The sequence below is a fragment of the Gracilibacillus sp. HCP3S3_G5_2 genome (assembly GCF_052063305.1).
GTDB lineage: Bacteria > Bacillota > Bacilli > Bacillales > Amphibacillaceae > Gracilibacillus.
The window spans coordinates 289,810-303,462 of the sequence record NZ_JBQHXU010000001.1 but is presented as its reverse complement, the minus strand read 5'-3'; the positions used below and the strand labels follow the sequence as shown (position 1 = coordinate 303,462).

The window sequence follows — 13,653 nt, the reverse complement described above, 5'->3', positions numbered from 1 at the left end:
GTCCGGTAAAGTTATGCTACCTTTCTTCCTATGCTCAAACTAGCTCCTACATATGCAAGAAGTGATATCGCAATGGAGGAGACGACGGCATGCATGCCAAATGGTTCTGGGTAAAAGGCTTGGAATAATATATAGGAAAGGAAGCCAGAGATAATTGCTGCTATCGCTCCATGCTTATTCCCTTTTTTCCAATAGAGTCCCATAACGACCGGCCAAATAAATGCTGCTTCTAATCCGCCGATTGTGTAAAGGTTTAGCCAGATAATTAGATCAGGTGGATTTATCGCGATAAGGTAAACGATTATTCCTAAAATAGCAGTTACTGTCATACTTAATATACGAATTTTTGTCTTAGATGCATTAGGTTGGATATAGTTGATATAAACATCTTTTACAATCGTTGAACTTACTAATAAAAGTAAGGAGTCAACTGTGGACATAATTGCTGCAAGTGGAGCTGCTAAGACAATTCCTGCTAACCAAGCTGGTAATACTTCTAAAGCAATTAGAGGTATGACTGTATCAGAAACTTCGATGCCTGGTAAAATCGGGCGAGCAAAAACCCCGATTAAATGCATGTTTAACATGATGACACCAACCACAATCGTACCTATAATAATGGCACGATGAAAAGATCTTGTATTTTTATAAGACATTGCTCGTACGACAATTTGGGGTAAAGCTATTACCCCCACTCCAACCAATATCCAAAAGGATGAGACGTATCGCGGTGATAAAGTTCCTTCTGCCCCATATGGTGTAATGAGATTTGTATTCTCTGCACGAAGATCAGCCATGATGGAAGAGATACCTCCTCCTGCCATTATTATTGAGCCAAGCAGGATGACTGTTCCGATAATCATAATGGTCCCTTGAATCGAATCGGTTAATGTAACCGCACGAAAACCGCCAAAGGTGACATAAACAATGACCGTTAATACAAAAATAAGCAATGCAGAATGATAGGACAATCCAGTGATCGATTCGATTAACCGTCCTCCACCAATCCATTGAGCAGCCATTAAAGAAAATAAAAAAACAATAATACTAAATGAAGACAATAATACAACCCATTTGGATTGGTATCGTTCTTTTAGAAAATCTACCATCGTGATGGCTTTGTATCTTTTGGCGACCATTGCAAACCTTTTGCCAAGAATCATCAAGGTGAAATAACCTGTAGATACTTGCGTAACAGATAATAACACCCAGCCTAAACCTTCATTGTAAGCTACTCCTGGACCACCAATAAAACTGCTGGCACTTCCGTATGTAGCAGTCATAGTCATTGCTAAGACGAATCCTCCAAGACTGCGCCCGCCTAAATAATAATCTTCCATAAAGAGGGTATTTGTCTTGGCTGTTCTACTTGCTAGTAAACCAATTAAAAAAATGATGGCAACCGAAGTGAATAATGTGATCGTTGCTACTAAATTCATGGTTGTTCGAACTCCTCATCATCTAAAAGTACATCAGTAAAAAAGAATTTAACAATAATAAATACTAAAATGGATATGATGATGATCCCAACAATGCAACTGTAGAAAAACCATGCAGGAAATCCTAAGATATAGTGATACTCCGAAGGATCCACTTTCCCTAAGCCATACGCAAAAGCAAACCACCAGATAAAATGAAACAGCACTAATACGACACCAATAATTGCTTCGCGGTTAGCTACTTTAAAAGGGTTATTATTTTGTTTTTTCATCATCCTCTATTCCTCCCAAAATAATTTCCTGTCTTAAAAGTAAATCATATCAGAGCCTTCGTGACAACTGCATAAGCCTGAAATGATAGGATGCAATTGGAGTAAATGGTCGAAAGCAATGGATTACGACTTACCTGTGGCGTGTGGTATCGAGGTACACTATACTACCAATCGTTTCAAAGATGAGAGATGTTAACGAGACAAATAATACGATCAATTGATAGAGCTGTTTGTGGAAAATTTAGGTATTATGTATCGGGTGATAAAGTGAAAATATACGTAAAAAAAACGAACGAAACATAATTGAGGGTAAGCATTCTCATCAACGATCATAATGTGCCTTTTAACGCATAAAAATCAGCTTTTAAACACTTTTTTTATACTTATAAAACTTTTCCAAAAAATCGCAACTTATCTGTTGTTTCCCTAGGTAAAATAGGTTATATTTATTGATGTAATGTTTTAATCATTACAACATTTGGATGGGAGTTTAGTTTAGTAGGAGAAAGTGACTTCTAATGGGGGTATAAGACGTGACACAGCAGGAATCCAGTGAGAGATTCTGGAAAAAATTTTATGGTCCTAATATGGGATATGTACAAGAACAGTATGAGCTTTATGTAGAAAACAAAGACTCTGTCGATTCGTCCCTGAAAGAAATGTTCGATCAGTACGGAGCTCCAAAAGAATTATTGAAAGGACAGCAAGCAGAGGTAGCGAATGGTAAAGGCTTATCATCTGATATTAATGCGAAACATTTAACCTCAGCAATCAAGCTTGTTGAGGCTATTCGTCGTTACGGTCATTTGAAAGCTGATATTTATCCGGTAGGATCAGGAATTTCAAGTGATACTACACTTGTTGATCCAAGTTACTACAATCTTAGTAAAGACGTTTTGGAAGCGATTCCGGCTGAGTGGGTTTGGGATTCCACAGTTCCTGGAGTGGAAAATGCACAGGACGTTGTTGATCATTTATTAGATCAATATGCAGGAACGATTTCATTTGAGTATGATCACGTAAACAATGATGAAGAACGCTTGTGGTTCCAGGAAAATATTGAGTCAGGAAAGTATCGATTACCTTTCTCAGAAAATGAGAAAAAAGAATTGCTTGGAAAGATCGTGGATGTAGAGGGATTTGAAAATTTCTTAGCTAAGACATTTGTGGCACAGAAACGTTTTTCTATTGAAGGTTTAGAAATGATGGTTCCAATATTAGACCGAATAGTACAAAATTCCTTCTATGATGAAACAGAAGAAATCTTAATGGGGATGGCTCACCGTGGAAGATTAAGTGTTTTAACACATATTTTAGGTAAGCCATTTGATAAGCTATTTTCTGAGTTTCATCCATCAGCAGATAAGGAATTAGTACCATCTTCACCAGGCTCAAAAGCCATTACTTATGGCTGGACTGGTGATGTAAAATATCACTTTGGTGCAAAACGAGATGTTGGGGAAGAAAAACCATCACCAACCAAGATTACATTAGCACATAATCCTTCACACTTGGAGTTTGTTAATCCAGTTGTAGAAGGTTTTACCAGAGCAGCACAAGATTTTCGTTTCCAAAAAGGTAAACCAGTACAAGATGTGAACAAAGCGTTTAGTATTTTGATTCACGGTGATGCAGCATTCATCGGGGAAGGTGTAGTAGCAGAAACCTTTAACTTAAGTGCATTAGAAGGATACCGAACAGGTGGAACCTTGCACATTATTGCCAATAACTTGGTTGGTTTTACAACTGGTCAACGTCAAGGTCGTTCTACTAGATATGCAAGTGACTTGGCTAAAGGTTTTGAAGTGCCAATTATCCATGTTAATGCAGATGATCCTGAAGCTTGTATTTCCGCTGCTACTTTAGCATATGAATATCGTAAAAAGTTCCAAAAGGATGTGTTAATTGATTTAGTAGGCTATCGACGTTATGGTCACAATGAAATGGATGAACCACGCGCAACACAGCCGAAACTGTACAAATCAATTGATAAACATCCTACTTGTGCAAAAGTATATGCGCAACGATTGCAAGAAGAAGGAATTCTAACGGAAAATACTTTTGAAGAAATGAAGGAAGCTGTTTTTAATAAATTACAAGGCATTTATGATGAGATGACGGAAAGTGTTAATGAAAATCCGGAAGCATTGCCAGTACCACAGGCATTGCGTAATGGATTAAGTGACATAGAAACATCTGTACCAAAGGATTTATTGCTTTCTCTAAATAGGGGTCTATTAAAACGACCAGAAGGTTTTCAATCCTTTAAGAAGCTCGAAAAGATATTATCAAAGCGTCATCATACGTTTGAAAAAGAAGAAAAAGCCGATTGGGCAGTTGCAGAAGCATTAGCATATGCTTCGATTTTACAGGATGGTATTCCAATTCGTATTTCTGGGCAGGATTCAGAGCGTGGAACATTTGCACATCGCCACTTAAAGTTACACGATGTTGAAACAAGTGATACGTATTGCCCGATGCACGGACTTGATGAAGCAAAAGCGACATTTGACATTCACAATAGTCCATTATCCGAAGCTGCCGTGCTTGGGTTTGAGTATGGTTATAGTGTGAAAGCACCGAAGACACTTGTTATCTGGGAAGCACAATTCGGTGATTTTGCCAATGCAGGTCAGGTGATTTTTGATCAATTTATATCTTCCGGTCGTGCGAAGTGGGATGAACGCTCTAATATGGTGATGCTATTACCACATGGTTATGAAGGGCAAGGGCCAGAACACTCCAGTGCAAGAGTTGAGCGATTCTTAACAATGGCTGCGGAAAACAACTGGATTGTAGCAAATGTTACAACAAGTGCGCAGTTCTTCCATCTGTTAAGACGTCAGGCTGCGTTAGTGGATAGTGATGCGGCTCGTCCATTAGTGGTATTAACACCGAAGAGCTTATTACGCAGTCCGCGAGTGGTATCTTCGATAGAGGAGTTTACAGATGGTAAGTTCCAAACACTCATTCCACAGCCTGGCTTAGCGTTAACATCTAAAAAAGCTAAGCGATTATTAATTGGTACTGGAAAAGTAATGGTAGATATTCAGGAAAAAATGAGCGAAAGTCCAGAGAAATACAAAGACATTCATGTTGTACGTTTAGAGCAGATCTATCCATTCCCTGATAAGAAAATCCAGGAGGTCATTGACGGGTGTACTAAACTGGAAGAAGTGGTGTGGGTACAAGAGGAACCACGAAATATGGGAGCATGGAATTTTGTGAAGGAATTGCTTTACAGAATGCTTGCAGATAAAGATCTAGAACTGCACTACGTTGGACGTACAGAACGTTCGTCGCCATCTGTTGGAGACCAACACATTCACAAAACAGAACAAAGACGCATTATAGAAAAAGCATTAGAGCTGTCTGAAGGAGGAGAAACCAATGAAGGAAATTAAAGTCCCAGAATTAGCAGAATCTATTACAGAAGGAACGATAGCAGAATGGCTAGTTAGTGAGGGTGATTCCGTCGAGAAAGGTGATCCTATCTGTGAGCTGGAAACTGATAAAGTTAATGTAGAAGTAAATGCAGATTATTCAGGTGTAATTGCTGAATTTGTAAAAGGTGAAGGCGATGACGTTGAAGTTGGAGAGGTCATTGCCAAGATAGATGAAAATGGTGAAGCTGGTGGTTCAGAAGAAAGCTCGGATGATAAAGAAGAACCAGCAGTAAAAGAGGAAGCTAAAGCAGCAGAACCGAAAAAAGAAGAGGCAGCTACTAGTAAAGTAGCAGCAGAACCTAAAAAAGCAGGAAGCCAACAAAAAGTTGTCGCATCACCAGCAACGAGAAAGCGTGCTCGTGAGTTAGGTATTGACCTCAATGATATTACGCCAACAGATCCGTTAGGACGCATTCGTCCAGAAGATGTGGAGAATGCAGCGAAACCTGCAAAAGCAGATAAGAAACCTAAAGCAGATAATAAAACGAAGTCTTCTAGTTCACAAGCAGAGTTTGATAAACCGGTAGAACGTGAGAAAATGACACGTCGCCGTCAAACAATTGCGAACCGTCTGGTTGAAGCGCAACATACAGCAGCTATGCTTACAACCTTTAACGAAGTAGATATGACAGCTGTTATGAATCTAAGAAGTGAACGTAAAGATAAGTTCCAAGAGAAACATGGTATTAAACTAGGCTTTATGTCATTCTTTACCAAAGCAGTAGTTAGTGCATTGAAAGAGTTCCCATACTTAAATGCGGAGATTCAAGAAAATGAAATTGTGAAAAAGAAATTCTATGACATCGGTATTGCAGTATCAACAGACGACGGTTTAGTTGTCCCGGTAGTACGAGATGCGGATCGTCTTGATTTTGCCGGTATTGAATCCGCGATTGCTGATTTAGGTACGAAAGCGAAAAATAAAGAATTACAAATTAGTGACTTACAAGGTGGATCCTTTACGATCACAAATGGAGGTATTTTTGGATCACTGTTATCCACACCAATCCTAAATGCACCACAAGTTGGTATTTTAGGAATGCATTCGATTCAAAAACGTCCAGTTGTCATGCCGGACGATTCGATAGAGGTTCGTCCGATGATGTACATTGCACTATCGTACGATCACCGTATTGTAGACGGAAAAGAAGCAGTGCAATTCCTTGTACGCGTTAAACAATTACTAGAAGATCCATATGATCTATTATTAGAAGGCTAAAACCAAAAGCACTCATCATTTTTTAATGGTGAGTGTTTTTTTCAACAGAGCCCCAAATACATAAACTGTGAAATAACTTTCATAAGATTTTGCTGTCTTCCATTCTTTTGAGTTGAGTGTAAGTTCCACACCGCGGAAAGGAAGTGTTCTGCCGAAGCGTACCATACCACTTACCAAAAACAGAATGGGTGAAAGTAACTACTAGTTAGTATGTATCTACTACGTTAGGTTCTTTATGCACCATTGGTAAAATAATTAGATTTTAATCCATTTAATTTCTGAAAAAAATGCTTAATCATTCTTCTTTTCGCTGCATACAATAAAATAATACAAGCGAAGGAGGGGATTTGATGGCAGATGTTAACTTTGTGATCGCAGAAGAAGATTGGTCCCTCCATCGAAAAGGGTTTGATGACCAAAAACGACATCAAGACAAAATAAAAGAAGTATTAAAAAAGAAACTCCCAGATATCGTTAGTGAAGAAAATATTATTATGTCTCGGGGAAAGGAAATCATACGTATTCCGATTCGCTCCTTAGACGAATACAAAATACGTTATAATCAAACTAAAAGCAAACATATTGGTCAGGGAAACGGAGATAGCGAAGTAGGGGATGTCGTTGCTCAAGACCCACAACAAGCGAAAAAGGGCCAAAAAGCTGAAAAAGCAGGGAATCAACCCGGAGTAGACTACTATGAGGCAGAAGTAGATTTTGCGGAAGTAGAGGAAGCATTCTTTTCCCAGCTTGCGTTACCTAATTTGATGGAGAAAGAAGAAGATAATATTACGATTACCGACGTAGAGTTTCGGGACATACGAAAAAAAGGATTAATTGGAAATATTGATAAGAAAAGAACAATGCTTGCATCTTATCGAAGAAACGCCTTGGAAGGGAACCCGTCTTTTGTTCCAATTTATCCAGATGATTTACGATTTAAAACATGGGATAATATTGAAAAGCCAGAATCGAAAGCAGTTGTTCTAGCAATGATGGATACAAGTGGCTCCATGGGACAATTTGAAAAATATGTTGCCCGTAGTTTTTATTTTTGGATGGTTCGATTTTTACGAAAAAAATATGAGACAGTAGAGGTGGAATTTATAGCCCACCATACAGAAGCAAAAGTGGTAGATGAGGAATCTTTTTTTACAAAGGGAGAAAGTGGTGGAACCATTTGTTCTTCTGTTTATCGAAAAGCACTTGAACTAGTAGATGAGAAGTATCCAGTTAGTCGTTATAACATCTATCCTTTTCATTTCTCTGATGGTGATAATTTAACTTCTGATAACCGGAGATCATTAGAAGCAGTGAATGAATTGTTAGAAAGTGCAAGTATGTTCTGTTATGGAGAAGTCAATCAATATAATCGTTATTCGACATTGATGCAAGCATTTAAAGAAATTGATCATCCACGATTTAAACAATATGTCTTAAAAAATAGAGAAGATGTTTTCTATGCCATGAAGCACTTCTTTCATAAAAATACCGTCGATGCTAAATAGTATCGGCGGTATTTTTTTAAAGACGACTTTACTTTTCAAAAGAAAAATTATGTCATCTTTACACTGTGTTTTTTTGAGTTAGTTCATTAGGGTATGATATTAGATAAATGTAGGTAAATATGACTAAATTTTACGAACAATGCCATAATAACTAAATATACATGTTTTTTGGAAACCAATTACTGGTTTTATACGTCCAATTATTATAAGAAAGTAAATTATGGAGGCATAATCGTATGAAGTTCTATCAGCACGTGATCACAGCAAGCACATTACTTTTATTCTTAGCAGGGTGTAATGCGCAATCTTCTATACCAGAAGGTTTTTATTCCTACGAAAAAAATAAAGTCGAACAAGCATTGGAAAACGTAGATTTTAACGCAGAACTTCCATCTTATGTTCCAATTGCTCCCGAAATAGTTGTTACGGATCATTTTTATTTGGATGAGCATGAAGACGAATATGATAATGAAGCATTCGATATTACCATGTTTTCACAAGCTAACGATATTTTCACGATACAACTAATTAATGGAGAGCCATATCAAGATCAAAGTAATTTCGAGACCATAACATTAAGAGATTCCGTAGAAGGCTATTATCAAGATCAATCCTATTCCCAGACATTACGGTGGGAAAAAGATGGTATTACCTATCAAATGATTTATCGTCCCAGTGAAGAGACTCTTTCAGAAGAAGAATTAGTCCAAGTAGCGAGATCTTTTGAATCTTCATAATTTTTAGACTTTAGAAAACGTCCACACAAGAAAACATTTTCATGCTAAAATGGGGTGTAATTATACAGATGGTTGGGAAAGGTAGAAAAGTAGTGTTTTTTTAAGGAGGAAAAATAGTGGGAATTTTATTTGGGTTATTAGCAGTTATAATTGTACTAGCTATTGCGTATGCGATGTCAAATGATCGCAAAAATGTTAATTTTGTTGGAATTGGACTAATGCTCCTAGCACAAGTCCTAACCACATGGTTTATGTTTATGACATCCATTGGGGAAGCAGTTATTAATTTTATTGCGGATGTGTTTAACAAATTAATTGAATTTGCAAATGAAGGTGTTGCCTTCGTATTAGGTGGACTTGCTATTGAAGAAGGCGGTTCAGTATTCTTCTTCAATGTATTATTAATTATTATTTTCTTTTCAACCTTATTATCTGTACTTACTTATTTAAAGATCCTGCCATTCATTATTAAGTATATTGGCTGGGGAATTTCCAAAATTACCGGGTTACCAAAAGTAGAATCTTTTAATGCAGTAAACAGTATGTTCTTTGGTCAATCGGAAGCAATTATTGCCATTAAATCTCAATTCCGTCATTTAAATAATAATCGACTTTATATTGTCAGTGCTTCAGCAATGGGATCTGTTTCAGCTTCTATCATCGGGGCATATATTCAAATGCTACCAGCGCAGTATGTTTTAGTAGCCATTCCATTGAACATGTTCAGTTCACTTATTATTGCATCCCTTATTGCACCAGTTAAAGTGGACGATGAAAATGATGAAGTAGATGTGAAAAATGTATCAGAAGCAAAAAGCTTCTTTGAAGCGATGGGAAATGGTGCTTTAGATGGTGGTAAAATAGCGTTAATTGTAGCAGCCATGTTAATTGCTTTTATTGCAGCTTTAGAGTTAGTCAACTGGGTAATTGCAGCTGTGTTTGCTGGTACAACATTACAAGAAATATTAGGATATGTGCTCGCACCAATTGGATTCTTAATGGGTATTGCTCCAGGCGAATTAATTCAAGCTGGTGGAATTATGGGTACCAAGATTATAACCAACGAATTCGTAGCTATGTTAGAACTAGAACCTTTAGTAGGAGAATTATCAGAAAAAACAGTTGGGGTTGTTTCCGTATTCCTAACCAGTTTTGCTAACTTCTCTTCTATCGGTATCATTGCTGGTACAGTACAAGGGATTGATAGTGAAAAAGGTGCATCTGTATCTAAATTTGGTATGAAATTATTAATCGGTGCAACATTAGGTTCCATCCTATCTGCAACAATGGCAGGTCTATTCTTGTAAAAGTCAGATAGACGTTATCCATTATAAAAAAAGAGGAATACATATTAGCCATGTCTAATACTGTATTCCTTTTTTAAATCCAAAGCATGTACGATTTATCAATGTATAGAATCGATACAAAAAATCACAAAAACTTAGTTTATCCATTATACTTTGTGTGAATTTTATGCTATACTATGAATGTGAAATTAAACGTTTACAAATTAAAGCAGGGGTGAAACAAATGGCTACAATTCAAAATCCAATTTTAACAGGTTTTAATCCGGATCCAAGTATTTGCAGAGTAGGGGAAGACTACTATATTGCCGTTTCTACATTTGAATGGTTTCCAGGTGTAGGTATCTATCATTCGAAAGACTTAAAAAATTGGCGTTTAGCATCAAGACCACTTAATAGATTAAGTCAATTAAACATGAAAGGAAATCCTAACTCAGGTGGGATTTGGGCACCACAGTTATCACACCATGATGGTCAATTTTATTTGATTTATACAGATGTGAAGGTTGTAAACGGTAACTGGAAAGATTCTCATAACTATTTAGCAACATGTGATACGATTGATGGTGAATGGTCAGATCCAATTTACTTAAACAGCTCAGGGTTTGATCCATCCTTATTCCATGATGAGGACGGTAAAAAATACTTAGTAAACATGAAATGGGATCATCGTGTTGGACATCATAACTTCTATGGAATTGTCTTACAGGAATATGATCATGGCCAACAGAAACTAGTAGGTAAACAGCAAGTTATTTTCAAAGGAACAGATATTAAATTGACAGAAGCACCGCACTTATATAAATGGAATGGATATTATTATTTGTTAACAGCTGAAGGTGGTACGAAATTCGATCACTGTGCAACCATTGCACGCGCTAAAGAACTTACTGGACCATACGAAGTACATCCGGAAAATCCACTGATAACGTCGTGGCCCTATCCGAGAAACCCATTACAAAAAGCAGGACATGCGTCAATTGTCCAGACTCATACAGATGAGTGGTTCCTTGTTCACTTAACTGGACGTGTTTTACCGAGAGAAGGACAACCATTATTAGATCCTCGTGGCTATTGTCCATTAGGCCGTGAAACAGCCATTCAGCGATTAGAGTGGAAAGATGATTGGCCATATGTTGTTGGTGGAAACCAGCCTTCATTAGAAATAGAAGGACCGAATATGGAAGAAGTAAAATGGGATCCAGATTACCCGACCAAAGATGATTTTGATACAGATGAATTAAATCTTCATTTCCAAAGCTTACGTATTCCATTAGGAGAAGATATTGTGTCGTTAAAGGATAACCCAGGTCATTTACGATTGTATGGTAGGGAATCACTTACTTCTTTATTTACTCAATCATTTATCGCAAGACGCTGGCAACACTTTAATTTTAGAGCAGAAACAAAAGTAGCTTTCCAACCAGAGGATTTCCAGCAATCAGCAGGTTTGGTAAATTACTACAATACAGAGAATTGGACATCCTTCCAAATTTCATGGCATGAAGATAAAGGCCGTATTTTAGAGTTAATGACATGTGATAACTTTACATTCGGTCAGCCAATACAAGGAAACGAAATCGAAATACCAGAGGATGTCGAATATGTTTATTTACGTGTAGACGTACAAACCTCCATCTATACGTATTCTTATTCATTCGACGGAGAAACATGGCATACTGTACCGGTAGAATTTGAATCATACAAGCTGTCAGATGATTATATTCGAGGTGGTGGGTTCTTTACAGGTGCCTTCGTTGGAATGCAATGTCAGGATACATCCGGTCAAAACAAACACGCTGATTTTGATTATTTTATTTATGATCCAGAAGAGTAAATAGAGAAAATGTTATGAAAAAGTATAAGTCAAAAGCGTTCAGATAAAAGTATCTGAACGCTTTTGACTATGATCAATTTTTAACAAAGCGTTTTGCTCATAATAAAGTCTGTTTGTTCTTCATTCCCCGTACAAAAAGCATGCTTTCCGGTTTGAGTAAATCCCAATCTTGTATAAAAGCCTACAGCATTTTCACTTTTTTCCCAAACGCCCAACCAGATTGTCTTTTTATTTTTTCGACTGCGATTTCGATCGCTTTGTTTAACATCTGAAAATTACTTTTTATATAATGCTTACTAGATTTGGAGTTTCGCTTGCCACGAATTATGATGAAAGCTTACCATTTACTTTGCAATTTTTGAGTCAAGGTTTAAACTAGTAGAAAAGTGGAATAACAATGATAAATTCGAAAACAGAGGTGTAACTGATGCAGAAGTTTCAACTTTTTATTGATGGAAAATGGCTAGACACAAACCAAACATTAGATGTAGTAGATAAATATACTCAAGAAGTATATGCTCGTGTTGCGAAAGCAGACGAAGAGACGGTTGATAAAGCGATTACTAGTGCAGCTAAAGCATTTGAACAGGAGAAGCTTTCTCCATATGAACGATATCAAATCTTACATAAAGCTTCTCAACTTATCGCTGACCAAAAAGAAGAGTTGGCGATGATCATTACGAAAGAAGCAGGGAAACCGTTAAAACAGGCACGAGCTGAGATTGATCGTTCTGCTCAAACTTTTTTAGTAGCAGCAGAAGAGGCAAAACGTATTTATGGTGAAGGTGTACCTGTTGAAGCAGCGCCCGGTTCTGAAAATAGGATGGCCTTTACGATCAAAGTACCGATAGGGGTAGTTGGAGCGATTAGTCCATTTAATTTTCCACTTAACCTCGTTTCACATAAAGTAGCACCTGCCCTTGCTGCTGGTAATGCAGTTGTGTTAAAACCGGCGAGTAAAACTCCGATTTCAGCGTTGAAATTAGCAGAAATCCTTGATAAAGCAGGTTTGCCGAAAGGGTTATTGCAAGTAGTCGTTGGTTCCGGTTCAACAGTAGGTAATCAAATGATGAAAGATGAGCGAATCGCACTATACACATTTACAGGAAGTGCTAAGGTAGGCTTGAAATTAAAACAAGAAACAGGCTTGAACCGACTCATATTAGAATTGGGTAATAACTCACCTGTGATAGTTGATAAAGAAGCAGATGTGGAGTTAGCTGCAAAAACAATTGCAGCACAATCCTTCGCTTTTGCAGGACAGGTATGTATCTCTGTACAACGAATCTATGTGCATGAAGAAGTGCAGGAGTTATTTCTAGAAAAACTAAAAGAACATATGGATGAATTGAAAATAGGAGATCCAACTGATCCAGAAACAGATGTCGGTCCAATGATCGCAGAAGATGAGGCAGAACGTGCTGAAGAATGGATTCAAGAAGCTGTAAAAAAAGGAGCAACGATTTTTATTGGTGGTGAAAGAGAAGGTGCACTACTGCAACCTACTATTCTAACCGATGTCAAACCAGAAATGCGTGTAGTTTGTGAAGAGGTTTTTGCACCTATTGCAAGTGTTATTCCTTATACGGACATCCAACAATGTATTAATGAAATTAATCAATCTGAATATGGTTTACAAGGGGGCATTTTCACACAAAATATTGATACTGCTTATTACGCTGCTAAGAATGTAGAAGTCGGTGGGTTTATGATTAATGACGGCTCCCAATATCGTGTTGATCTTATGCCATATGGTGGAGTGAAAGATAGTGGCAACGGTAAAGAGGGACCGAAATATTCAATTGAGGAAATGACCGAAGAAAGATTAATTGTGATGAACTTAAAGGTGTAGCAGATAAGGCTACACCTTTTTCACTAGACTGTCCATCTGAAA

At 37.4% G+C, this 13,653-nt stretch carries 9 protein-coding genes and 1 pseudogene; 7 read left to right on the top strand and 3 right to left on the bottom strand.

Annotated features, from left to right (window positions below):
* Nucleotides 1-11 precede the first annotated feature (11 nt).
* A complete protein-coding gene (panF, locus tag ACTNEP_RS01520) occupies nucleotides 12-1,439 on the bottom strand; it encodes a sodium/pantothenate symporter (RefSeq protein ID WP_441159776.1) in 1,428 nt (475 codons plus the stop codon).
* Nucleotides 1,436-1,711, bottom strand: a complete 276-nt coding sequence (locus ACTNEP_RS01515; protein ID WP_441159978.1) for a YhdT family protein — start codon at nucleotides 1,709-1,711, stop codon at nucleotides 1,436-1,438. Before ACTNEP_RS01515 ends, panF begins: the two co-directional genes overlap by 4 nt.
* A 533-nt stretch (nucleotides 1,712-2,244) precedes the next feature.
* Here ACTNEP_RS01515 and ACTNEP_RS01510 point away from each other — a divergent pair.
* The 6 genes from ACTNEP_RS01510 (at nucleotide 2,245) to ACTNEP_RS01485 (ending at nucleotide 11,759) form a co-directional block, all read left to right on the top strand.
* Nucleotides 2,245-5,115 (top strand): 2-oxoglutarate dehydrogenase E1 component, encoded by a 2,871-nt coding sequence (locus tag ACTNEP_RS01510; protein ID WP_441159775.1) that lies wholly within the window; start codon nucleotides 2,245-2,247, stop codon nucleotides 5,113-5,115.
* Nucleotides 5,102-6,376 carry a 2-oxoglutarate dehydrogenase complex dihydrolipoyllysine-residue succinyltransferase gene (odhB, locus tag ACTNEP_RS01505; protein ID WP_441159774.1) on the top strand — a complete coding sequence of 425 codons (1,275 nt, stop codon included), beginning with the start codon at nucleotides 5,102-5,104 and terminating at the stop codon, nucleotides 6,374-6,376. Before ACTNEP_RS01510 ends, odhB begins: the two co-directional genes overlap by 14 nt.
* A gap of 350 nt (nucleotides 6,377-6,726) precedes the next feature.
* Nucleotides 6,727-7,881 carry a sporulation protein YhbH gene (gene yhbH, locus ACTNEP_RS01500; protein ID WP_441159773.1) on the top strand — a complete coding sequence of 385 codons (1,155 nt, stop codon included), beginning with the start codon at nucleotides 6,727-6,729 and terminating at the stop codon, nucleotides 7,879-7,881.
* A 236-nt stretch (nucleotides 7,882-8,117) separates the two neighbouring features.
* Nucleotides 8,118-8,618 carry a hypothetical protein gene (locus tag ACTNEP_RS01495; protein WP_441159772.1) on the top strand — a complete coding sequence of 167 codons (501 nt, stop codon included), beginning with the start codon at nucleotides 8,118-8,120 and terminating at the stop codon, nucleotides 8,616-8,618.
* A gap of 116 nt (nucleotides 8,619-8,734) precedes the next feature.
* The gene (locus ACTNEP_RS01490; RefSeq protein ID WP_441159771.1) at nucleotides 8,735-9,925 is read left to right on the top strand and encodes a NupC/NupG family nucleoside CNT transporter; all 1,191 of its coding nucleotides are present in this window, start codon (nucleotides 8,735-8,737) and stop codon (nucleotides 9,923-9,925) included.
* A gap of 223 nt (nucleotides 9,926-10,148) precedes the next feature.
* The gene (locus ACTNEP_RS01485; RefSeq protein WP_441159770.1) at nucleotides 10,149-11,759 is read left to right on the top strand and encodes a glycoside hydrolase family 43 protein; all 1,611 of its coding nucleotides are present in this window, start codon (nucleotides 10,149-10,151) and stop codon (nucleotides 11,757-11,759) included.
* Nucleotides 11,760-11,839: 80 nt separating this feature from the next.
* On the opposite strand, the pseudogene ACTNEP_RS01480 reads toward ACTNEP_RS01485, so the two are convergent.
* Nucleotides 11,840-12,051, bottom strand: a pseudogene (locus tag ACTNEP_RS01480) (GNAT family N-acetyltransferase); the annotation flags it as partial.
* 135 nt (nucleotides 12,052-12,186) lie between these two features.
* On the opposite strand from ACTNEP_RS01480, the gene ACTNEP_RS01475 reads away from it, so the two are divergent.
* On the top strand, nucleotides 12,187-13,611 hold the full coding sequence (locus ACTNEP_RS01475; protein ID WP_441159769.1) for an aldehyde dehydrogenase family protein: 1,425 nt from the start codon (nucleotides 12,187-12,189) through the stop codon (nucleotides 13,609-13,611).
* The last annotated feature ends 42 nt before the right edge of the window (nucleotides 13,612-13,653 follow it).